Source organism: Lysinibacillus sp. Y5S-8 (assembly GCF_036894365.1).
Lineage (GTDB): Bacteria > Bacillota > Bacilli > Bacillales_A > Planococcaceae > Lysinibacillus > Lysinibacillus fusiformis_D.
In genome coordinates, this window is record NZ_CP145889.1 from 4,222,946 (window position 1) to 4,245,867 (window position 22,922).

At 37.4% G+C, this 22,922-nt stretch carries 21 protein-coding genes; 5 read left to right on the top strand and 16 right to left on the bottom strand.

Translation table 11 applies throughout. The features are described from left to right. Positions 1-103: 103 nt before the first annotated feature. The gene (locus V6670_RS20635; RefSeq protein ID WP_036119187.1) at positions 104-1,624 is read left to right on the top strand and encodes a succinate CoA transferase; all 1,521 of its coding nucleotides are present in this window, start codon (positions 104-106) and stop codon (positions 1,622-1,624) included. A 119-nt stretch (positions 1,625-1,743) separates the two neighbouring features. Beyond that, positions 1,744-2,886 carry an MFS transporter gene (locus V6670_RS20640; protein WP_338651994.1) on the top strand — a complete coding sequence of 381 codons (1,143 nt, stop codon included), beginning with the start codon at positions 1,744-1,746 and terminating at the stop codon, positions 2,884-2,886. Positions 2,887-2,903: 17 nt separating this feature from the next. On the opposite strand, the gene V6670_RS20645 is transcribed toward V6670_RS20640, so the two are convergent. The 12 genes from V6670_RS20645 to V6670_RS20700 form a co-directional block, all read right to left on the bottom strand. Next, the gene (locus V6670_RS20645; protein WP_141904295.1) at positions 2,904-3,212 is read right to left on the bottom strand and encodes a hypothetical protein; all 309 of its coding nucleotides are present in this window, start codon (positions 3,210-3,212) and stop codon (positions 2,904-2,906) included. Between the two features lie 498 nt (positions 3,213-3,710). Next, complete coding sequence (locus V6670_RS20650) at positions 3,711-3,992, bottom strand: GNAT family N-acetyltransferase (protein WP_338651995.1); 282 nt, start codon at positions 3,990-3,992, stop codon at positions 3,711-3,713. 146 nt (positions 3,993-4,138) lie between these two features. Beyond that, entirely contained in the window at positions 4,139-5,053 is a 915-nt protein-coding gene (locus V6670_RS20655) for a DUF1002 domain-containing protein (RefSeq protein WP_036119200.1), read from the bottom strand. 150 nt (positions 5,054-5,203) lie between these two features. Further along, positions 5,204-6,061 (bottom strand): S1-like domain-containing RNA-binding protein, encoded by an 858-nt coding sequence (locus V6670_RS20660; RefSeq protein WP_036119203.1) that lies wholly within the window; start codon positions 6,059-6,061, stop codon positions 5,204-5,206. 29 nt (positions 6,062-6,090) lie between these two features. Then, positions 6,091-6,510 (bottom strand): transcriptional regulator MntR, encoded by a 420-nt coding sequence (gene mntR, locus V6670_RS20665; RefSeq protein WP_036119205.1) that lies wholly within the window; start codon positions 6,508-6,510, stop codon positions 6,091-6,093. Positions 6,511-6,632: 122 nt separating this feature from the next. Beyond that, positions 6,633-6,935, bottom strand: coding sequence for a late competence development ComFB family protein (locus V6670_RS20670; RefSeq protein WP_036119208.1), 303 nt, complete (start codon positions 6,933-6,935; stop codon positions 6,633-6,635). 164 nt (positions 6,936-7,099) lie between these two features. Further along, positions 7,100-9,223 (bottom strand): heavy metal translocating P-type ATPase, encoded by a 2,124-nt coding sequence (locus V6670_RS20675; protein ID WP_338651996.1) that lies wholly within the window; start codon positions 9,221-9,223, stop codon positions 7,100-7,102. Continuing rightward, the gene (locus tag V6670_RS20680) at positions 9,204-9,575 is read right to left on the bottom strand and encodes a metalloregulator ArsR/SmtB family transcription factor (protein ID WP_036119214.1); all 372 of its coding nucleotides are present in this window, start codon (positions 9,573-9,575) and stop codon (positions 9,204-9,206) included. The genes V6670_RS20675 and V6670_RS20680 overlap by 20 nt, the downstream gene beginning before the upstream one ends. A gap of 152 nt (positions 9,576-9,727) precedes the next feature. Continuing rightward, positions 9,728-12,097, bottom strand: a complete 2,370-nt coding sequence (locus V6670_RS20685; RefSeq protein WP_338651997.1) for a penicillin acylase family protein — start codon at positions 12,095-12,097, stop codon at positions 9,728-9,730. A gap of 415 nt (positions 12,098-12,512) precedes the next feature. Then, positions 12,513-13,268, bottom strand: a complete 756-nt coding sequence (locus V6670_RS20690; protein WP_338651998.1) for an exodeoxyribonuclease III — start codon at positions 13,266-13,268, stop codon at positions 12,513-12,515. Between the two features lie 52 nt (positions 13,269-13,320). Continuing rightward, a complete protein-coding gene (gene murB / locus V6670_RS20695; protein WP_338651999.1) occupies positions 13,321-14,235 on the bottom strand; it encodes a UDP-N-acetylmuramate dehydrogenase in 915 nt (304 codons plus the stop codon). Between the two features lie 223 nt (positions 14,236-14,458). Further along, on the bottom strand, positions 14,459-14,764 hold the full coding sequence (locus V6670_RS20700; protein WP_036119224.1) for a helix-turn-helix domain-containing protein: 306 nt from the start codon (positions 14,762-14,764) through the stop codon (positions 14,459-14,461). Positions 14,765-15,089: 325 nt separating this feature from the next. Between V6670_RS20700 and V6670_RS20705 the strand changes: the two genes are divergently transcribed. After that, the gene (locus tag V6670_RS20705) at positions 15,090-15,617 is read left to right on the top strand and encodes a YceI family protein (protein WP_338652000.1); all 528 of its coding nucleotides are present in this window, start codon (positions 15,090-15,092) and stop codon (positions 15,615-15,617) included. A 36-nt stretch (positions 15,618-15,653) separates the two neighbouring features. Then, complete coding sequence (locus tag V6670_RS20710; RefSeq protein ID WP_338652001.1) at positions 15,654-16,025, top strand: DUF2500 domain-containing protein; 372 nt, start codon at positions 15,654-15,656, stop codon at positions 16,023-16,025. Between the two features lie 25 nt (positions 16,026-16,050). Here the strand turns inward: V6670_RS20710 and V6670_RS20715 are convergent, their stop codons facing one another. The 3 genes from V6670_RS20715 to V6670_RS20725 form a co-directional block, all read right to left on the bottom strand. Beyond that, a complete protein-coding gene (locus V6670_RS20715) occupies positions 16,051-18,411 on the bottom strand; it encodes a bifunctional 2',3'-cyclic-nucleotide 2'-phosphodiesterase/3'-nucleotidase (protein WP_338652002.1) in 2,361 nt (786 codons plus the stop codon). Positions 18,412-18,715: 304 nt separating this feature from the next. Then, positions 18,716-19,342, bottom strand: a complete 627-nt coding sequence (locus V6670_RS20720; RefSeq protein WP_141904285.1) for an FMN-dependent NADH-azoreductase — start codon at positions 19,340-19,342, stop codon at positions 18,716-18,718. A gap of 185 nt (positions 19,343-19,527) precedes the next feature. Then, positions 19,528-20,235, bottom strand: a complete 708-nt coding sequence (locus V6670_RS20725; protein WP_036119248.1) for a DsbA family oxidoreductase — start codon at positions 20,233-20,235, stop codon at positions 19,528-19,530. Between the two features lie 123 nt (positions 20,236-20,358). Between V6670_RS20725 and V6670_RS20730 the strand changes: the two genes are divergently transcribed. Further along, the gene (locus V6670_RS20730; protein ID WP_338652003.1) at positions 20,359-21,738 is read left to right on the top strand and encodes an FAD-dependent oxidoreductase; all 1,380 of its coding nucleotides are present in this window, start codon (positions 20,359-20,361) and stop codon (positions 21,736-21,738) included. 133 nt (positions 21,739-21,871) lie between these two features. Here V6670_RS20730 and V6670_RS20735 read toward each other — a convergent pair whose 3' ends face one another. Further along, positions 21,872-22,798 carry a manganese-dependent inorganic pyrophosphatase gene (locus V6670_RS20735; RefSeq protein ID WP_338652004.1) on the bottom strand — a complete coding sequence of 309 codons (927 nt, stop codon included), beginning with the start codon at positions 22,796-22,798 and terminating at the stop codon, positions 21,872-21,874. Positions 22,799-22,922 lie beyond the last annotated feature (124 nt).

The window sequence follows — 22,922 nt, forward strand, 5'->3', positions numbered from 1 at the left end:
ATGGTTGGAGTCATACTACAACTGAATAAACAGAAAATTCTCAAATGTTTTTTCTAGTTTTGTAATCGGTTTCCATCAAAATTATTTAGGGGAGGATTTTTTTATGGATGCAAATGTTCAAAAACGCCTAGGTTTAAAAGAGCTTGAGAGTAAAATTGTTACTGCTGAAGAAGCAGCAGCACTTATTTCTAACGGTGATGTAGTTGGGATGAGCGGTTTTACTCGTGCTGGGGACGCAAAAGTTGTGCCAATGGCATTAGTTGAGCGCGCGAAAAATGAAGAATTCAAGATTGATGTATATACAGGTGCATCATTAGGACCAGAAGTAGATAAGTATTTAGCAGAAGCTGGTGCAATTCGTAAACGTGGACCATTCCAAGGGGACGCAGGTATCCGTAATTTAATTAATTCTGGAGATGTCTTATATGTAGATGCTCATCTTTCTCATAACGCTGAGCTAGTACGTCAAGGAATTATCGGGCCAATTAAATATCTAATTCTTGAAGCTGTTGCAATTACTGAAGATGGATTAATCATTCCAACAAACTCTGTAGGTAACTCACCAATCTTTGCAGAATATGCAGAAAATATTATTATCGAGTTAAACATTTCTCACCCAGAAGCTTTAATCGGTATCCACGATATTTATGTACCAGGTGAACAAGGTAATCGTGAAGCAATTCCAATGACCAATGCTATGCAACGCATTGGTGAAATCGGTATCAAAGTTGATCCAGCTAAAATTAAAGCAATTGTAATTTCTGAAGAGCCAGATGCCCCTTCATTAATCGTTCCACCAGATGAAGAAACACAAACAATGGCTAACATTTTATTAAACTTCTTCAGTGATGAAATTAAAGCAGGTCGTCTAACAAAACAATTAATGCCTTTACAATCTGGTGTAGGTTCTGTAGCAAACGCTGTACTAGATGGTTTCGCAGATTCTGAATTCGAAGATCTCATTGTGGCATCAGAAGTACTGCAAGATGCAGTATTTAACCTGATTGATGCAGGCAAAGTTAAATTTGCTGCTGCTACTTCCATTACACTGACTGAGGAATTACAGAAAAAAGTATACGGCAATTTAGAAAAATATGCCGATAAAATTTGCTTACGTTCACAAGAAATTTCTAACCACCCAGAACTTATACGTCGTTTGGGATTAATCTCAATTAATACGGCTTTAGAGTTAGATATCTATGGTAACGTTAACTCTACACATGTATCTGGAACACGTATGATGAACGGTATCGGTGGTTCAGGAGACTTTGCACGTAACGCACGTCTTGGTATTTTTGTTACAAAATCATATGCAAAAGGTGGAGCTATTTCATCGATTGTGCCAATGGTTTCTCATGTTGACCACACTGAGCATGATGTGGATGTAATTGTAACAGAGCAAGGTATTGCTGACTTACGTGGTCTTGCACCAAAAGAGCGTGTACCTTTAATTATTGAAAACTGTGCACACCCAGATTACAAAGAACAATTATGGGATTACTACAACCGTGCAGTTGAAGCAACAGGTAACCACCAAACGCCTCATCTTTTAGAGGAAGCACTTTCTTGGCATGTAAATCTTGCTAAAAACAAAACAATGAAAAAAGAAGTTGTAAAAGCTTAATTTCTTAATTTTCGGACGTCTAATAAGTCAAAACTTATTGGGCGTCCTTTTGTATTGGAAATGTTATAATAGAACTACGAATCTAACTTACTATAATGTTCTATTTCATCGGAGGAGCTATGAAGAAATTTATCTATGTAATTATTTTCTTTTCGTTTTTCGACCTTTTTACCCAGCTTCCTGTTATGAGTACATATGCTGAATCTTTAGGAGCATCAGCATTTCTAACTGGTCTAGCAGTGGGTATGTATTCACTTTCCAATACATTTGGTAATATCATTTCAGGCTTTTTAACAGATCGTAAAGGACCTTTTATCATACTAATTGTAGGTCTTTTCACAACAGGTTTATCGTTAACACTATATAATTTAATAGAGGAACCAATCGCACTATTAATTGTACGTTTTATCCATGGGCTTGTTGCAGGCTTCATTGTTCCTGCTGCCTTCACATTTTTAGCAAATGCTACTGAGCAAGAAAAAAGAGGTAAGGGCAGTGCTATTTCTGGTGCATTTGTTGGTATTGCTGCCATTATAGGTCCTGCTTTTAGTGGTATTTTAGCAAGTCGAACAAGTGTCCCATTTGTTTTCAATATCACGGCAAGCTTTATGCTGCTATTAGGCATTCTTGCGTTCTTTCTACTGAAAGCAAACCAAGTAAAAAAAGAGAAAGCAGAACCGAATACATATATTCCGATAAGGGTCTTTTTTAAGAACACGGGAACATTAAAAGCTTTTTTAGGAGCCTTCTTCTTAATGTTTTCTCAAGGTGTCATTGCTTATCTACTTCCGCTCAAAGTCCAATCTTTAGGCTATGACTCTCGTTTAAGCGGAACTTTAATGAGCACATTTGGTATAATTGCTGTTCTTGTTTTTCTTTTACCAACGAACCGCATTTTTGATAAGGTTGATCCTCTGAAAACATTGTCTTTTGGTATAGGGTTAATGGGCATAAGTCAATTATTAATTAGTCAAGCTGATTCTAACACTTTACTTTATATAGCGATGGCTTGTTATGGTGTCGGTTTCGGTTTTCTATTCCCTTCAGTCAATTCCTTACTAATTGACTCTACAACTGCTGAAGTACGAGGAAAAGCGTATGGTTATTTCTATGCATTTTTCTCTCTTGGCGTCGTTTTAGGCTCTTCTTTATTAGGCTGGCTGTCACTTGGTACAATTAGCGGCTTTATATTTACTGGAATCGTCCTATTGCTCTTTGCAGGAGCAATCCTTATTTCACACAAAAGACCTTCTCATGCTTAAATGAGAAGGTTTTGTTTTTATTTTTCTTTTTCTTGAATTTCTTCGTTATAGAAATGGACACCTGTATGTCCTCCACCCTCTGCTACCATTTCATTCGAAGCAATTTTAGTTGGAGATGTACCCGCCTCTGTTGCTACCTCTGTTGAAACTCGTTCTGTAATTCTGTCATCCATATTAGGTCCAGATGTGAGATACGATTCGAATTTAGCTTTCATACTATTAAACATCGTTAGTGCTTTATCACGATTCTCTTTTTTACTTAAGTAAGATGCTGCTAATCCCGCTAAACCTGCAAGGACAACACCTGTTCCTTTTCGTTTTGCCATGATCTATGACCTCCTAAAAATATAAAAACTAGCTCTGTAATATAGTTTTTCCCTATTCTTAGAAGAATAAACATTATTTTTTTATAACTTCTAGCATATATATAAATGTAAGACTTATACTTGCTTTTTTATCTAGTAATGATACTGCTATTCAATATATTTCGTCTCGTTTTTATTGCGGACAATCACACTCCATCTCCTACCAAAACTCAATTTGAAAACCTTCTATTTTTTCATTCAACATAATTTTGTAACTATTTATGATTATAAAAGGCAAGTAAAGGGAATTAATGAATTAATACTAAAAATAGGAGAGTGGTTAGGATGAAAGAATTCGATTTAGCTTATGATTGGATAGATATGGCTGCATTACTAGGTGGAGCTAGCTTCTTAACGGTATTAATTTATAGTGTCACTCTACTGTAAGGAGCTGCTTACATGATTTGCTCTAGCAATTAAAAGGCAATCCGCTTAATCAAAAGCAGATTGCCTTATTTTTTATTGTTTCACGTCATTATATGCATCTGATTTTTCAAATGCGGCTACAACATAGGAACAAACGGCCTCCATTTTATAACCCTTTTCACGTGCATACGATGCTGCTTGATCGAGTAATTGTTTGGCCACACCTTGACCACGGAGCTTATCTGATACATATGTGTGATCCATTACCATCACTGAGCCATTTTGCTGCCAAGTAATTTCTGCGAGTTTTTCCCCTTCTTGCTCATTCAAAAATGCATATTGATTTTCCGCTAGATGCTGTAATTGGAATTCCATTTCTCACCACTCCTTTTTTTCATAGTACCATAGCTTTTTATATTTTCACAAAATTTGTGTACTCTTTGTGTTATGCAAAAAAAATCTGAACACCCACTCTAGCATACTGAGTAGGTATTACAGATTTTTTTAACGACTATAAAACTTTAGTTAAACCATGAAGAAATGGTATCTTTTAGATTTGCAAAGAAACTTTTCACACTTTCCCAGAAACCTTTATCTTCCATTAGTGAGCCGAATTTTTCTTGGATTGTGTTACTAATATCATTTAACTGTTCAGACCATTTACTAAAATCAATGTCTAGCTTACTGATTTTATTCATTAAATCTACTAGCAATTGACGGTCCTTTTCACTTAAATTAATTTCAAGTTTGTTTAATTGCTCTTGTACGATTTTTTCTACTTCTTCACGTGTTGCTGGCTTCAATTCCGCAATTTGCTTTTTAATTTCTGTCAGTAATTCTGCAACCTTAGCATCATCTACCCCTGCAGATTCTGCAATAGATGTAGCCACTGATAATTCTTCGTTGGCAACATCGGTACGCTCAATATCAAGCGTTTCGCCTGTTGTAACCTCATATGCCTTGTAAATACCTACTAACGCCGAATGTCCCGTAACAGCTTTTGGCGCAGCTACTTGTACCGTTGCATCTTGAATTCCTGCCGTAAGCATCGCATTCGCGTACATTTCAGAAGTTACCTGCGTAATATTAGATGGCGTTACAATCTCTATAACTAAACCTTTTCCCGTATCTCTACGAGTAATTTTCGCAGAAGAATACATACGAGAGCTTGAATTACTATCTTTAATGTATTTTACTAGATCCTCACCAGACACAGTAATTTCTTCGATTTCAGGTTCTTCACTTACTTTTAATGATTTTTTGACAGATTCTTTTTCAGCCTCAGATAAATTTGCTCCATATACGACGATAGGTACACCCAATTTTTCATCAATTGCTTTTGGAGGCGTATTGTCAGATGCAAACCCTGTTGCTGGTGCCATCACTCCAAATACCAACATTGTAGCTGTTAGTATTTTAATCCATGTTTTTTTCAAATCGTGTGACCCCTTTCGCTAAAACATCTATTAGCCTGTATAATGTATGCCACTATACAATTATTAGTACGAAAAAAAGACGAGAAGGTTTCAAAGATGTCTCTCGTCACTTTTTCTGTGGAAATGCAATTCTAGCAAGTGAATTCTCCACTAAACTTCTTCAGTCCAACCGTCCTGTTGCTTGATTTTACCAGCCTTCATGAGTGTTCCTAGTGCACGTTTAAATGCCCCTTTACTCATATTGAACATTTCTTGAACCTCTTCTGGGGATGATTTATCACCAAATGGCATTTTGCCGCCCACATCTTGTAGATAAGTCAATATTTGCTGTGCATCATTTGAAAGTCGTTCATGCTTTCTTGGTAAAAGAGAGCCGTTCATCGAACCATCCTCTTTTACGTCGATAATCCGTACAACTACATCTTGCCCTAATCGCGGCTCTGCATTGCGCTCTGATTCATGAACAAAAATACGGTAAGGAGCTTCTACCCCTAGTAAAAATGTGCCAACTGGTAACAAACGATATGGACGTGCCTGAATGTTTTTATTGTGCATATCTTCTAGTGCACCTTCATATAGCTCTGTCACTTTTTCTTCCGTTGCCAAACGTCCAAATAAATCACCATTTCGATCCGTGCGCAATGTCATAAATACATGGTCACCTGGTTCTGGCCACAACTCTTTTACTGCTGGTAAATCCTCTGCTCTTACTAAAACCTCACGAGATGTACCAATATCTACAAAAGCACCTTCACGTTCAACCACTTTCAAGACACGAGCCCAGCCATATTCTCCTTGAGTAAAAGCTGGAATAGCCGTTGTAGCAGCCAAATCACCACGACGATCTACAAATAAAAATACTTCAAGGCGATCACCTACTGCTAGTGGCTCTGTTACCTCTGAAGCATTTAAAGGGAGTTCTTCCACTCCATTTGTTAAAATCCATTTCGATGCTTGTTGCTCTAATACCGTTAATGTAACAACTTCACCTGATTGTAATGCGTTCATATTGTCTTCCTTTCCTTCACACCATCATTTTAAAGATTATGCTGTGTCTTAGATGCCTCTAATTTTTTCACGATGTCTGGATTCTCTTCCATTACTTGCACAAGATCTGCAATACGATCGATTGAATTCCAACTTAAATGATGTTCAATTCCCTCAACATCATCATAAATACGCTCTTCATCCACACCAATCATTCGTAAAAACTGCTCGAGCAATTCATGGCGCTGCACAAGACGCTTGCCAAGCTTTTCTCCTTTAGGCGTCAATGTCAGTCCACGGTACTTTTCATAAACTAAATAACCATCTTTATCTAATTTTTGAACCATTTTTGTAACAGAAGAAGGAAGTACAGATAATGCTTCAGCAATGTCAGACACACGCGCATATCCTTTGTTGGCGATTAATAAATATATTTGTTCGATATGGTCTTCCATACTAGGTGTTGGCATATCCTTTTCCCTCTCTTTCCTTTTCTTACTCTCTAGTTTACTACAAGCTTGGCTTAAAAGTTAACTGAAAATACATATGTCAGAAAAACACTTCCTCTCCAACTTAAAAAGAGCCCCTTCTATTAAGAAGTAGGCTCTACTTTGTGTCGAGGATACTTATTTACCACATGTAACGCATGAATAATCTCTTTGTTGATGCGCTCAATACTTTCAGGAGTATTCATTTCTTTAAATGCCTCATCTCTGGCTTCCATAGATGTAACATACTTACTTGGCAATGCATTTAGTGTAAGTGCCACCGTGTCGAATTCACAGATTTCGCATTTACAAAATGTTTGATATTCTGGTCCTCGTAGTAAAAAGCTTACTAAACCACGCACAATCTCTTCTGTAACATTTACTAAAATAGGATCTGACATATTCAAACTTTCGCCTCATTTATATTTAATTGTTACATTACTCCTGAAACTATAATAGCCTTTTAAAAATGCTTTTTCAAGAATCCCTAGTAGCATCTATTCGCATAAAATTCATAGCGTTAGAGTGAGATTAATTTCCTACCTTATTTTACATAACTACACCTTACATACTACTTTTTTGCTCTAATTAGTCTTAAAGAATTAAATACAACTAATAGCGTAGCACCCATATCTGCAAAAATTGCTATCCATAAAGTCAGCCATCCTGGAATGACAAGCAACAACGCAATTAATTTTAAAACTAGGGCAAATATAATATTCTCTTTAATGATGCGTAATGTTTTTCTGCTCAAGCCAATGGTATACGGAAGTTTAGTTAGATCGTCACCCATTAAGGCAATATCCGCCGTCTCAAGAGCTGCATCTGTTCCTGCTCCACCCATGGCAATTCCTACATTTGCAGTTGCTAATGCTGGTGCATCGTTTACCCCGTCCCCAACCATTGCTACAGCACCAAACTGTGCACGTAAATCCTTAATCGCCATTAATTTTTCCTCTGGTAATAAACCAGCGCGCACATCTGTCATCTTTAATGAAGTAGCAATAGCTTGTGCTGTGGGTTCTGCATCACCTGTTAACATCACCATATGCTTTACCTTCAAGGCATTTAATTTTTGTAATACGTCCTTACTTTCATGGCGCAATTGATCAGCAATTCCAATAAGCCCAATAAATTGGCTATTCGAAACAGCTGCTACTACTGTTTTACCCTGTTCTTGCAATTTTTTAACTTGATTTTCAACTTTTTTATCTACAGTAGTTAATGTCACTATCCATTTCATACTGCCTACATAAATAATCTGATTGTCTACTGTAGCATACGCACCCTTGCCTGTTACTGATTGGAAATCTGTTGGTACTAGCTCTAGTAAATTTTTATCATGCGATTTTTTTAAAATAGCTTTAGCCAAAGGATGCTGAGACTGCTTTTCTACTGCTGCCACTAGCTGTAATACATAGTCCTCTGACCAATTATCTGTTGTCACAATATCCGTTACTGCTGGTTGTCCCTCAGTTAATGTACCTGTTTTATCAAAAGCTACAGCTTCAATATGTCCTAATTGTTCTAAGTGAACACCGCCTTTAATAAGTACACCTTGCCTTGCAGCATTCCCAATTGCAGTTACAATGGCAACTGGTGTAGAGACAACAAGTGCACAAGGACATCCTACAACTAAAACAGCTAAACCTTGGTAAATCCAGTGCTGCCAGTCACCTACTAATAATGGTGGAATAACAGCTACTAGAAAAGCAATAATCATGATGGCTGGTGTGTAATATTTTGCAAAGCGATCAACAAATTGCTGAGAAGGTGCTTTTTCTGCCTGTGCTTCTTCTACCAGATGAATAATTTTGGCAATGGTTGTGTCTTCCACACGCTTTGTCACACGTACTTCGAGCGCACCCTCTTCATTAAGCGTCCCAGCAAATACTTCATCATTTACTGTTTTATTAACGGGAATCGATTCACCTGTAATGGCTGCTTGGTTGACTGCAGACAACCCGCTAATAACAATCCCATCCATTGCAATCTTTTGCCCTGGCTTGACAATTAAAATATCACCTATCTCAATGTCTTCTGTTGGTAGTTCCATCTCATGGAAGTGTTCTCCGTGAGCTCTTTTAATAATAGCTGTTGGTGGAGCTATATCCATTAACTGACGGATGGACTGACGAGCTTTATCCATTGAATACGCTTCAAGCGCCTCACTCACAGCGAATAAAAAGACGACAACAGCCGCTTCTTCCCATTCGCCAATAATAGCAGCGCCAATAATAGCAATCGTCATAAGCGTTTTCATATCAAATTCAAAGCGCGCTAAATTTCGGAATCCTATTTTAAAAATGCCAACTCCACCCACAAGTATCGCTAATATGAACATCGCTATCGGTAGCGGATGTGATTCCTCTAGCATACTAACAAATAGATAGCCTAAAATAACAAAAAGCAAAGATATACCAGCTAGAACATTCTCTTTTTTACGGTAAAAAGGGGTAGCATTTTCAAGTGTTCTTGCTGCTGATTGGGTAACCTTAATGCCGTCAAAGGCACCTGCTTCTTCAATTTGATCGACACTAATAGGGCCGATTACAGTAATTTTAGAAGCGCCAAAATTAACTTGTGCATCCTGTACAGCAGGTATAGCCTTTACATTCTTCTCAAATTTCGCCGCACAGCTGGCGCAGGATAGATTTTGTAGCCTGTATTCTTGTTTAGTTGGTGTCGCTGCCATTGGCAATCCCCTCTTTCGCATGTTCATAGGCAATTGTTACAATTTGGTATATATGCTCATCTGCTAAAGAATAATACATTTGCTTTCCTATACGGTGTGATCTGGCTAAATTATTTTCTTTTAAATATCGTAAATGATGGGATGCTGTCGCTACTGATGACCCAATAATAGTTGCAACATCACAAACACATAATTCATCTTCTACCGTTAAGGCATAGGCAATTTTAAGTCTTGTTTCATCAGATAATGCTTTTAAAAATTTTGCTACACCTGACAAATCAGGCATTTGTTGCTGTACCTTCGTGACCGCTTCTTCATGTACATGCGTCACCTCACATATTTCTTTTGGCATTTTCTCACCTCATTCAAATATTCGTTTGATTGTAATCAATATAACATATTATTCCATCATATTCAAACGAATATTTGAATGTTAATGATCTATATCATTGTAATTTTTAATAAAAAAAGTTAGCGCACTTATTATGTACGCTAACCTTTTTATTATTGTGTCTTTAATTGTAATGTTTTTCCTTTTATATATTCTTGTTTCACAAACGTTTGATGATAATCACCATTCGCCCAATCAAGCACTTGATCCTGGTACCAATCAGACTTTACGTGCCCGCTCTGACCAGGACCAACAATATGATAGGCTGAGCTTAAATCCCCTACATCTACCACAAAACGCCAAGATGCACCATGATTGACATTACCCGCTAAATCATTATCTGCTGCTTGTACAGTAACCTTCGATCCCCCGATCGGAACCTTTTCAGCATTAAAGTAAGCGGCAAGAATTGGTGAAGCACTACCCAATGTATGATCAAACGTAAGCTGATGGTAATCACCCCATTGCCACTTCGCTGCATTTTTGCCGAATTGCTCTTGTAATTGTGCAATTGTCAGCTCGAATGCCTTATAAACTGTCTCATCCACACCACCCTGCTCCTCAATCCAAATGCTTTTCTCTCCTGCATATGCTGTACGTAAGAGTTGGTCTGTAATATTAAACTTCCCATACATGATGTCATACATATCTTCAGGCATTGGATCCTTAAACAACACTTCCTGTAACTTAATCATAAGTGTATGGAAGACAAGGGGGGCACCTGATTCCTTTGCATCTACCATATCCCAATCCTCTAACAATGCAATAATCTCTGCATACTGACCATCCTGCTCTTTCGCTTTTATAGATGTTAATAAATCGGGTAGAAACTCTCTTGCATAAAGATTATGCTGATCCATTTGCAAATCCATCATGTCTTCTATTGTAATTTCATCATTTGCCTCTAGCACTTCTTTAATTCTCTCGAAACGATAAGGCTGCGCCCAGAAATCCGTGATGTGATAAGGATAGTCCTCTCCAATGACTTGGTTATTTGCCGTTGCAATAAAGCCTTCCTTTGGATTCACTACAGTCGGTAGTTTATCCCAAGGAATAAAATCTTCCCAGCCGTAGTCACTAGAATCACCTGGCACTGGTAATTGTCCATCACCTTGCTTACGAATAGGTATTTGACCATTAGCTTTATAGGCAATTGTGCCATCCTTTGAGGCAAAAACAAAGTTTTGAGCTGGTGCCTTAAAATCTTCTAATGCTTTTTCAAAGTCCTCCCAAGATTTTGCCTTATTAAACCCAAGCACCGCTCTCAATTCCGCTGTAGGTTGAAGCGCTGTCCATTGCATCGAAAATTGTGCTGTGGGCTCAGTATCCTTGAAGGCTAAATCTGTCATAATAGGGCCGTGACGCGTGACAACGACGTCAAAATCTACCGTTTCACCATCCTTCACCTTGATTGGCTCATCACGTACCTCCGCTTGCTCCCACTGGCCATCATAGCGGAATTGTGTTGGGTCATCCGGATTTGGTATTTCAATATATAGATCCTGTACATCTGGCCCCACATTCGTAACACCCCAGGCAATTTCATCATTATGACCTAAAATAATACCTGGAATCCCTGCAAAAATAACACCACTGACATTTTGTTGTGGGGATTGTAGGTGCATTTGATACCAAATAGAAGGTGTACTTAACCCTAAATGTGGGTCATCTGCTAAAATCGGTTTTCCAGATTTCGTTTTATCCCCAGAAACAACCCAGTTATTACTACCATTAAATTCATTTGGTAATAAATCTGCACTAAACTGCCCTGCCACTGCTACAGGAGTTTGGATATTGGCCTCGATAATCGACGAAGCATTTTCAGGATATTTAATAAATAATTCCTTCGCCTTTGCTTCATCAAAGTTTTGTAATGCCCAGTGACGGAAGGCTAATGTATTCCAATTCCCTCCCAAATCGTAAGCCATATATTTACCTATCGTTAAGGAATCAACAACCGTCCATTCCTCAGGTTCATAGCCTAACAAAGCAAATTCATAGCTTAAGGTATTGTTTTCCTTCGCCTGTGCAATAAAAGCATTTACCCCTTCAGCATACCATTCTAGTACTTGCTTACTTTCTTCATCATAAGCTGCTAATGATTTCTCCGCCGCATCACGTAAACTGAACGTACGGAAGTGCTTGTCCGTATTAACGGTTGCTTCCCCAATGATTTCAGATAATCGACCACTTGCCTGTCTTCGTGCTAAATCCATTTGAAACAGTCGATCTTGCGCTTGGACATAACCTTGTGCACGATACAGATCGGCATCTGTTTCAGCCAAAATATGCGGAACCCCTTTATCATCCCTTGTGACCGTCACATCCTGATCCAGAATAGTAACAACTAACTCACCATCAATTACTGGCTTGGATTTATTCATAAACCATGTAAACCCAATAAAAGTCACAACAGCCAAAGCAGCTAATACCCCAGCAAAAACAATGAGCCACTTTTTCCACCTAAACTTTCTCTTTCCCACTGCATAACCCCCTCTTTGCACTATATTCACGTTTTACCTTCCCAAACCCGTTTTAACGAGCAAATTTTTTAGCGAATTTCCGTATGTTATGTATAAAAAATCTTCTTTAAATACAAAATTTTATATCAATTCGCTATTAAAATAGTATAAACAATAAGAATTTTGAAGGCTACTGAACCGTTTTGAAAAATCATATTTTTCTATAGAGGAAGATATGACTTTATGTGAGAAGGTTATCTTGTGTTGGTTTCATAGATTTTGGCTTACGGTCTCCTATTTTATGAGTGCTTCGATGCTACCCTTTAGTGGTTCCCTCAACGCTTTGCTTTCACTTTTGAGCGAAGCAACCCTATTAATTTTCTAGAACAACCATAAAAAAATCGTATTTTCATGGAGAAAATACGATTTTTTAGCACTAGACATGTAATTGTAATTCAATTGGGCAGTGATCGCTGCCCATAATGTGTGGGTGGATTGTTGCAATATCAATTTGATTCTTTAATAGATCAGAAACAACAAAGTAATCAATACGCCAACCAATATTGCGTTCACGTACTTTATTCATATAGGACCACCATGTGTAATGGTCAGTTTCATCAGGATGCTTATAGCGAAAAGAATCTACAAAACCACTTGCTAATAACTCTGAGAATTTCGCTCGCTCTTCATATGTAAATCCTGAATTTCCTATATTAGACTTTGCATTTTTCAAATCAATTTCAGTGTGCGCAACATTTAGGTCACCACAATAGACTACGGGCTTCTTACTATTCAGTTTTTGTAGATAGCTTGCTAAACAGTCCTCCCAATCTAAGCGGAGAGGTAATCTGGCTAAATCGCGCTGTGCATTCGGAGTATAGACATTCACTAAATAGAAGTTTTCATATTCTAATGTAATAATTCTACCTTCATCCTGAGTGTCTTCCTCCCCCACTCCATACTTAACAGACAACGGGGTATGCTTAGTGAATATAGCGGTTCCTGAATACCCTTTCTTCTGTGCATAATTCCAATACTGCTCATATCCTTCAAGAGCAAGCTCTACTTGTCCAGCCTGACATTTTGTTTCTTGGATACAAAAGAAATCTGCTTCCATTTGATGAAAGAATTCTAAAAAGCCTTTACCTAAGCATGCTCGTATTCCATTAACATTCCATGATATAAATTTCATTTCATCCTCACTCCTAAAAAAACGCCCTTCGACTTAAACGAAGGGCGTGATATTATAGATCGTCACCAACAATTTTAACTTCTGTCTCTAATTCAACACCAAATTTTTCCTTCACGATGCGTTGGACCATTCGGATTGTTTCAATATAGTCAGTAGCAGTGGCATTACCTTTATTGACAATAAAGCCTGCATGCTTGGTAGAGACTTCTGCATCACCTACACCTTGACCTTGCAAGCCACTATCTTGAATAAGTTTACCTGCAAAATGACCTGGTGGGCGTTTGAAGACACTTCCAGCAGATGGGTATTCTAAAGGCTGCTTTGATTCACGTTGGAACGTTAAATCAGCAATCTTCGCATCAATTTCTTCTTGCACCCCTACCGCCAATTGAAATTCAGAGGATAACACATAATAGCCTTTTTTGGCAATTATGCTTTGTCGATAGCCGAGCTCAAGCTTTTCTTTAGATAATATTAAAATGTTTCCTTCTCTCGTTAACACCTTAGATGAAACAATAATATCCTTAATCTCACCGCCATAAGCACCTGCATTCATAGCCATTGCTCCGCCAATTGATCCAGGAATACCACAAGCAAATTCGAAACCAGTTAAAGAGGCTTGCGCTGATAGCTTCGATACATCTTTGATTAGTGCACCACTTTGTGCGTAAACATGCTCACCATTAATACGAATCTCATCCAGACTTGAGAATGTTACAACGATTCCTCTATGACCGCCATCACGAACAACCATATTTGAGCCGTTGCCTAACATTAATAAAGGAATATTATTTATATATGCATAGCGAATAACTGATGCTGCCTCTTCTTCTGTTTCAGGAAGAACAAAAACATCTGCTTTGCCACCTAATTTTGTCATTGTATACTGCTGTAAAGATTCATCTAACTTAATATTGGCAGGATTAATATTTTTTGCTAAATCCTTCGCCCATTGTTCTTTTGTCATGAGAGCTAATTCCTTTCTAACGTCCTTCTTACTCTACACCAGTATGGATTTAGAACCCCAATTTGACAAGTAAAATGAAGGGTATTTTTATCTCATATTATATGACAGGTAAGACCTGTGCAGAGATGATGAATATTATAAAGAAAATTGACAGTCATTCCAAGTGTCGTTTTTGGCACAATATTAAAACCAGTTTATTTACTAGTAGAACAATCTATTCATGTTAGAGCCAACTACTTGCCCATGTTTCTATATTGCGGATAGCGCCTTCTAATGCTCGACCTTTATCTGTTAAAGAATACTCTACGCGTACAGGAACTTCGGAATATACTTTGCGTTCAACAAGCCCTTCTTTCTCAAGTTCCTTTAAGCGTTCTGATAATAAGCGCCCACTGACAGGTAAGGCAGACTCGATTTCATTAAAACGCTGTGGTCCATCTAATAATTGATATAATATTAACCCCGTCCATCGTTTTCCGATTAAATCCATTGCTTTTGCTAAACGAGGACATAAAGTTGTCTCATTCATAATTTTTCACCTCTATGTAACTATTGTAACGATTAATGTAGTAAATGTAAATTTGAAGTAACTTATTTACATAAAATAATTAATTAACTTTTTTATATTAAATTACTAAAAGTAACTTTAATCTCATTTTTTTCAATTATAGAGGGAATTTTTTAGATCACCTGCTAACAATAAAATGCTCATCTTTATATGAATATGACTACGATGTTCACAGATGACAATTTTATAAAAGTGTCTACATTTCCACATTTATGAAAAACTCATTGAATAAGCAAATTATTTACTTTATCATTCGTTGTAGAATGCTGTTTTAGGGGGTTTTCAAATGAAAAAATACACTATTGATTTCAGTCATTCAACAATTGGCTTTTCTGTGCGACATATGATGATTTCCCGTATTCACGGAACATTCGAAGCGTACAATGCTGAGATAGTTGCAGCAGATATTGAACAAATGCAGAAGGCAAACATTTCATTTACTATTGCCGTGGCTAGTGTCTCTACCAAAAATCATGATCGCGATGTCCATCTCGTTTCTCCCGATTTTTTTGATGCAGACGTCTATCCAAAAATCATATTTACCTCTACATATATTGATCAACTTCATGAAAAAAAATTTGCCATTCATGGGGATTTAACTATCAAAAACATAACAAGGCCCATCGTATTTACAACAGTATATACAGGAAAAGGTGTCAATCCATGGGCACAAGAAGTATTTGGCTTTCAAGCAAAGACACAAATTGATCGTCGCGATTTTAATCTAGTCTATAATACGTTTCTAGAAACAGGCGGCGTTTTAATCAGTGATGAAATAGATATTGTTGTTGATCTAGAGTTAAATCTTCTGTAAGAATCACCTCAACACCAAAGGAAAGGAGGAATTTAGATGCTTCGGTTTGACGAGCAATTTTTATTTGGTTCCGTTTTTATAACGATTATCTTTTTCATTGTTTTTGGCAGTATTGCCTTCATAGTTGTGAAAGGCATTATCAGCTGGTCTAAAAACAACAGTTCTCCCATTTTAACGGTACCCGCTAAAGTTGTGACAAAACGTACAAATATACGTGGAGGCTCTAATAATACTGGAGCATCTACGTCCTATTATGTAACGTTTGAAGAACTAAGCGGCGAGCGTCATGAACTTAAAATGAATGGGCACGACTATGGACTGCTAGTAGACGGGGATTTCGGCATTTTAACTTATCAAGGCACACGGTACCATTCATTTAACAGACATAAAAAGGAGAGTAGCGATTAAATCGTACTCTCCTTTTCATAAACCGTTATTTAATTAAATATTTAGCGAATCCAGCTTCTGTTTCTTCTAAATATTCGATGCTACTACCTGCAGGAATGAACTTTTGTGCATCTTTTGCAGATAGGTAAATAACCTTTGTATTAGCTGGGAACGGCACAAATGACCAGTTATTATCCGCAGCAGGGTTAATTGTTTTATTCGCCATAATATAATCAACTACAGCTTGGCGATTTTCATACGCATAGTTAGTAATATTAGAGCCATCAGCATTTTTAAATGTTGCCCCATATGATCCACCAACACGATAATTGTTTGTAATAATGATGAATTCTTGTTTTAGATCGATTGGCTTACCATTATATTGTACATTTTTAATACGGTTTGCCTTCTCATCAACAAGGATACCACGGCGATCATATTTTGCTGGTGATGATACATCAATTTGATATGTTAAGCCATCCAACACGTCAAAATTATAAGAACGTGCTTCTGAATCGATAATATTTTGCTCTTCTGTTTTATTCGAATCAATTGTTGCAAAAATACCCGCAGCCATTTCTAACCATTCAATTGCTTGAGCACCTGTCACTTTAATAGTAGCAACAGTATTATCATAATGATAGATGTCCGCCATATTTTTAATGGCAAGTGGTCCCACAGGAATGTTTGTGTAATCTAGTGGGTTATTTCGAGAGCCTGCTTTGAAAGGTGCCCCAGCAGAAAGAAGAGGTGTCTTTTCATCAGCAGTACCTTTTAACTCCTGTTCAATAAACCATTTTTGTGCTTGTGTTACGATTTGAATAGAAGGATCATCTTGTACCATTGAGAAATAGCTATGGATTGGTGCAGTTGTTTCTCCAACAGGCTGACGGATATATGTTAATGTACCTTCATGTGCATCTTTAATAGCCTTTAGCACTGTTGCAGATGGTTTTAAGCCTTCTTGCTTAATTGATTGCAATGAACCTTTACCGTCTACCACTACCCACTCTGATCCTTGTTGTTCCAATTTTAAATCAATGACACCAAGGTGACTACCATAGCTACCCGCCATAACAGTCGGCACACCGTGAATCGTACCCTTTTCTTGATCTACATCTTTCAAGTCCTTATAGTCACCAGGGAATGTTAAATGAGAATGCCCTGTAATTAAAGCATCGATGCCTTCAATTTCTGCTAGTTGGTAACCAACATTTTCAGCACCCTTCACATAAGTGTCCTCACCAATACCTGAATGCGAAAGAACGACAATTACATCTGCACCAGCTTTCTGCATGTCTGGTACTACCTCTTTTACTGCTTCAACAGGCTCCTGCATTTCCACTTTACCTGCTAAATGAATGGCATCCCATTCAACAATCTTTGTTGGAACGATTCCCGTTACACCAACTTTTAGTGTATGCTTTTTACCTGAGCTATCGACCACTTCTTTATCAAGAATGACATACGGTGTATACATACGCTTTTTCGTTTTTGCATCGTAAGTATTAGCATTTACGACTGGATATTTAGCATCGTTTAATACTTCATCTAAAAAGTCTAGGCCATAGTTGAATTCATGGTTTCCTAAAGTTCCACCATCATATTTTAATGCGTTAAGTGCTGCGATAGCTGGATGCACTTCCCCTGGCTTTAATACACTTTCTAACGCTTTATAAGAGCCAAGTGGCGTACCTTGAATTAAATCCCCATTATCGAATAATAATGTATTTGGATTTTTAGCGCGCGCTTGTTCAATTAATGTAGCCGTATTAGCTAAACCAACCTCCGTTGAGGGGGCATCTAAATAGTAATTATAATTAGCTAAATTTGTATGGATATCTGTTGTCCCTAAAATCTGAAGGTCTACTGATACTCCAGCTGAAGGTGCTTTATATTCTGCTACAAAGCGCTCCACAATACTTTCCATTTGCTCCTTCGTCACATAATCACGAGGGCGAATAGTATTATCCTCAAATGCTTGCAAAATGTTTGCAGCAACTGCGTTAGCTAAATCTTGTTTATATGCCTCTGCAATTTGGTCTGCATCCTTAAATTGCTCTAAAATAGAAAGGGAAGCGTTTTCACTAACTAGTCCACGAGCAGATATAACAAATGCTTGTTGACGTGTTAATTTATCGTTTGGTCCAAATGTAGTTGCTGTTTTACCTTTAATAAGTTTTAATTCCACAGCCTTTTCTACATAAGGTGCTAAATCCTTAGAGACATCGGTAAAGGCAAGAGAAGAACCATCACCTATCTCTACATCTAAGCTCTTTACTAGTTCTTTTACATAATCTGCACGTGTTACATCATTGGAAGCAGCATCTGCAGAAAATCCAAATGGTATAAACGCGAATAGAACGAGTAACATTGCCAAGAAATTAGTTATTAATTTCTTATTCATACAACAACCTCCTTAATAATCTAGTATTTTCCTACAAATCCTATTATATTAAACTAATTCTATTTTTTACTGAATAAATAGTCCTGATTATATGTATTTTTAAAAGAATGGGTAATTACTTTTCTCCAAAATCATAGATTACTACCATTTTAATTCTTGCACCGCAAACAGGATGTTAGTAAATGTAAATTCTAAATAATTAATTAATATCAATATGTCCGACCTCCATACCACACCATACATCTGTTCACAAAATAAAAAAAATCCTCCCTAATTTGAGAGGACTTTTATTAAAAAATATTTTTTATGCATTCACAGTTTGAAGTGATTGAGCTACTTTTTTCACTTCTTCTAGGCCATTTGCAATAATTTCTTGTGCTTTATCAGGTGCAGCATTGTGACCTTCAATAATAACTTCTTCGATAATTTCCATACCGAATACGCCACCTGCTACATTTTTAATGTAATTCACTGACATTTCCATTGGTTGTGCTTCTGGTGATGAGTAGTAGCCACCACGAGCATTTAAAATGATTGCTTTTTTGTCAGTCATTAAGCTAATTAATTGACCATTTTCACCATATTTGAATGTAAATCCAGCTTGGTATACATAGTCGATAAATGTTTGTAAAGGTGCTGGAATTGTTAAGTTCCAAAGTGGGAATGCAAATACAACGATATCAGCTGCAGTTAATGCGTCCATTGCTTTTTGTTTTGCAGCTAAAAGACGTGATTCGATGTCTGTTAGCTCACCGCCATTTTGTACTTTACCAAATGCATTGAAAAGGTCTTGTCCAAAATAAGGCATATCTTCAGCAAATACGTCAAAAGTTGTAACGTTGAGACCTTGTACATTTTCCATGAATGTATCATACATTTTTGTTGAAATACCATCTGGACGGTTGTTAGCTTTTACTACTAAAACGTTCATTATATAAATTCTCCCTTAAACATCATAATCTAATATCTCGAATTCAAGATATATATTAATCTTAAAAAATTTCACCTAAAATGTCAACGTTACTTTCCTCAGACTTTTGACTGAAATATTATGTTAAGATTCTTTCATTCATCTAACAAGAGGGGGGTTTAAAGCTTTACTCCCCTCTGTGTAAACTACAATTTACAGTTATCATCTGTACATACACCCTCATCATCAGAGCCAGCCATCTTTAGCTTTGGTTGCAAACCCTCTTCCTCAGCAACTTTACGTAGTGTATCTTCAAATACCTCCTGTGGCTGAGCACCTGAAATACCATATTTACGATTTAAGACAAAAAATGGTACCCCACGAACACCAAGTTGTAGACCTTCTTGAATATCTACTTCTACTTCGTTTTTATAATCATCACTTGCAAGAACCTTTGCAACCGCTTCACGCTGTAGCCCTACTTGCTCAGCTATCTCTAATAAAATGTCTTCTTGGCCAATACGCTTTCCTTCAATAAAATGACTGTGTAAAAGTAATTCCACAAGTGCTGTAACATCTCCCTGTTGTTCAGCCCATTTCACAAGTCGATGTGCTTTTAGCGTATTTTCTTCCATCAAATTGCTAAAGTCGTAGTTTAAGCCCACTTCTTTTGCACGTGCTGTTACGCCCAATGTCATTTCCTTAGCCTTTTCTAAAGACATTCCATATTTCTTGGCTAATGATTCATATACAGTACTAGTCGATTCTACTGGTGTAGTTGGATCTAATTGATAGCTTTTATAAACAAACTCCACTTGCCCTCCAAAGCCAGTATCTTCAATCGCTTTCTCTAATTGCTTTTTACCAATATAACAAAATGGACATACATAGTCAGACCAAATTTCAATTTTCATTACACTCACTCCTTTTGCTACATTGTAGCGATAGAACAAATCACAAGGCAATATTTATGCTTCACTGCATAAATTTTCAAGCCCTTCTACATACTGAACATAAAAACAATGTGAGGTTTCAATATGACACAATCTCTGTGGCTCGCAACAACCGAGTCAGTCTCGCTAGCTTCTCTTACTTCCTCAACAACTTGTGATGTATGTATTATCGGTGGGGGCTTAACAGGTTTGTATACAGCCTATACTTTAGCAAAAGCAGGTGTGGATGTAGTTCTACTTGAGGCGAATACCCATTTTAGTCACGGAACGACAGGGCATTCCACAGGAAAATTAACAGCACAGCATAGTATTGTCTATGCGAATCTGTTAGAAAAACTATCCATAGAAGAGGCACAGCTTTATTATCAGCTCAATCAACAAGCCATCGAGAAAGCTAGGCAATTACTTCCGACACACAGTGTTCGATCAGTGGACTCACTGTTATACTGTCAAACAAAAGAAGGCTATGCACAATTATTAAAAGAATGGAATGCCTATAAGGTTTTAAATATTAAATCTAAAATTACCTCTGAGACAGAGCTACCGTTCCCTATCACAAAAGCATTATGTATGTCACAGCAAGCTCAAATAAATCCTTTAGAGGTGAGTAATTTCCTTGTCAAAGAGGCACAGGCAATGGGGGCAAGACTTTACAGCAATACTCGTGTTCAGCGATTAAACATATCACAAAATAACTTACATACCGAAAAAAATATGTCGGTTCAATACAATAAGCTTATTTTGTGTTCGCATTATCCCATTGAGGCGTTTAAAGGACTCAAACTTTTTAAACTGTCCAATAGTCGCTCTTATATGATTGCTAGTAAGATTTCCGAAACGATGCAGGGGCAATATCTATCCGTTGATTTCCCTTCCCGTTCGATTCGGACTGCCACGATAGACAAGGAACATTATTTAGTAATGGGTGGAGCGAATCATATAGCTGGCGAAACCGTTCATACGGAGCCGTATTATGAAGCGATTTCCAATGAAATGAAGGAACACTTTGAACAACAGCCACTTTATCGATGGTCAGCTCAAGATATTGAAACACCTGACATTGTTCCTTACGTTGGAAGAATTACAAACTCCTTACCTAACGTACTGATTGCTACTGGCTACCGTAAATGGGGAATTTCCAATTCCTTTGTCGCTGGTGATATCTTGTCCACCCTAATTACAGGCGCACAGAGTGAGGATGGTGCCATTGCCCTTTATTCACCGTCACGTACAAAATTCGGTGCGCAATTCATGCAGATGCTCAAAGTAGGGGGCTTTGTTGCAAAGGAGTATATAGCTGGTTATATGAAGAACGCTAAGGCACCGACCTGCACCCATTTAGGCTGTAAAACGAAATGGAATGAAGCAGATGAGACATGGGATTGTCCTTGCCACGGTTCGCGCTTTAACGCTAAGGGTGAGGTACTTGAAGGCCCAGCAGTACAACCATTAAAACTCGATTAATATGAAAGCTGGATATTTTTCGAATGAACTAAGCAATTTAATCAGAAACCCCGAACTATTACGAAACATTAATGAACATTTCGTAGTTCGGGGTTTTCTTTGGCTAAAATTCTTTTGTCCCAGCCTCAGCCTATTATTTTAGTGCTTCCGTTAATACTGGTACAATTTGTTTTTTACGAGAAACAACGCCTGGTAATACAACACGGTTGTTAATGAGTTCCGCACCAAATCCTTTTGCTGCCGCTTCTGCTACTTGTCCAATTGCAACAGCAGTTGAATCATTATTTAAAATGTCTGTCACAACGAAGAGGAATAAATCTAAGCCGTTTTCTGCAACGTTTTTATTTAATAGGATTTCTAGTTCTTCTTGACGATTAAGTACATCATTAATATCAACTGCATTAACTTGAGCTACAACTGATTTGTACTCACCAAATTGGAATTCTTTCGCATCTAATGATAAAAGGTCTTCTAGTGATTTATCAGATAGGTCAGCCCCTGCTTTTAGCATGGATAATCCATAGTCTGCAACGTCCACACCTGCAATTTTTGCTAGCTCTTCACCAGCTTTTACGTCTTGCTCTGTACAAGTTGGTGATTTAAAAAGTAGTGTATCAGAAACAATTGCTGATAACATTAAGCCAGCAATATTAGCTGGTATTGCTACACCATTTTCCTTGAAGATTTTGTTTAGAATTGTTGCTGTACAACCTACTGGCTCAGCACGATAGTATAGTGGATCTGCTGTTTGGAAGTTTGCAATACGGTGATGGTCGATTACCTCTGTAATTTGTACTTCCTCAATACCATCCGCTGATTGTTGGAATTCATTGTGGTCAACAAGAATTACCTTGTCCGCTTCCCCTACTACAGAAGAAATTAAACGAGGTGCTTCAAAACCAAATTTATCTAATGCAAACTGAGTTTCATTATTAATATCTCCAAGGCGTACTGCCTCAGCTTCTTCACCAATTTGCTGTTTTAAATAGGCATATACAATAGCAGACGTGATTGTGTCTGTGTCTGGGTTTTTATGTCCAAAAACTAATACTTTACTCATTCAATCAATTCCTCCTAAAATAGCACTTACATTTGTATTTTATTTTATCATATCTTATAGCCTAATAAGTGATAAAGTGTAACTTTGAATCAACGAAGCCTCATCCAGATTGTTTCAAACTCAC

Bases quoted from the DNA above. Each gene is read 5' to 3' on its own strand.
- V6670_RS20635 (WP_036119187.1), top strand. From the start codon at position 104: ATGGATGCAAATGTTCAAAAACGCCTAGGTTTAAAAGAGCTTGAGAGT.
- V6670_RS20640 (WP_338651994.1), top strand. From the start codon at position 1,744: ATGAAGAAATTTATCTATGTAATTATTTTCTTTTCGTTTTTCGACCTT.
- V6670_RS20645 (WP_141904295.1), bottom strand. From the start codon at position 3,212: ATGGCAAAACGAAAAGGAACAGGTGTTGTCCTTGCAGGTTTAGCGGGA.
- V6670_RS20650 (WP_338651995.1), bottom strand. From the start codon at position 3,992: ATGGAATTCCAATTACAGCATCTAGCGGAAAATCAATATGCATTTTTG.
- V6670_RS20660 (WP_036119203.1), bottom strand. From the start codon at position 6,061: ATGAACGCATTACAATCAGGTGAAGTTGTTACATTAACGGTATTAGAG.
- mntR (WP_036119205.1), bottom strand. From the start codon at position 6,510: ATGCCAACACCTAGTATGGAAGACCATATCGAACAAATATATTTATTA.
- V6670_RS20675 (WP_338651996.1), bottom strand. From the start codon at position 9,223: ATGGCAGCGACACCAACTAAACAAGAATACAGGCTACAAAATCTATCC.
- V6670_RS20680 (WP_036119214.1), bottom strand. From the start codon at position 9,575: ATGCCAAAAGAAATATGTGAGGTGACGCATGTACATGAAGAAGCGGTC.
- V6670_RS20690 (WP_338651998.1), bottom strand. From the start codon at position 13,268: ATGAAATTTATATCATGGAATGTTAATGGAATACGAGCATGCTTAGGT.
- murB (WP_338651999.1), bottom strand. From the start codon at position 14,235: ATGACAAAAGAACAATGGGCGAAGGATTTAGCAAAAAATATTAATCCT.
- V6670_RS20700 (WP_036119224.1), bottom strand. From the start codon at position 14,764: ATGAATGAGACAACTTTATGTCCTCGTTTAGCAAAAGCAATGGATTTA.
- V6670_RS20705 (WP_338652000.1), top strand. From the start codon at position 15,090: ATGAAAAAATACACTATTGATTTCAGTCATTCAACAATTGGCTTTTCT.
- V6670_RS20710 (WP_338652001.1), top strand. From the start codon at position 15,654: ATGCTTCGGTTTGACGAGCAATTTTTATTTGGTTCCGTTTTTATAACG.
- V6670_RS20715 (WP_338652002.1), bottom strand. From the start codon at position 18,411: ATGAATAAGAAATTAATAACTAATTTCTTGGCAATGTTACTCGTTCTA.
- V6670_RS20720 (WP_141904285.1), bottom strand. From the start codon at position 19,342: ATGAACGTTTTAGTAGTAAAAGCTAACAACCGTCCAGATGGTATTTCA.
- V6670_RS20725 (WP_036119248.1), bottom strand. From the start codon at position 20,235: ATGAAAATTGAAATTTGGTCTGACTATGTATGTCCATTTTGTTATATT.
- V6670_RS20730 (WP_338652003.1), top strand. From the start codon at position 20,359: ATGACACAATCTCTGTGGCTCGCAACAACCGAGTCAGTCTCGCTAGCT.
- V6670_RS20735 (WP_338652004.1), bottom strand. From the start codon at position 22,798: ATGAGTAAAGTATTAGTTTTTGGACATAAAAACCCAGACACAGACACA.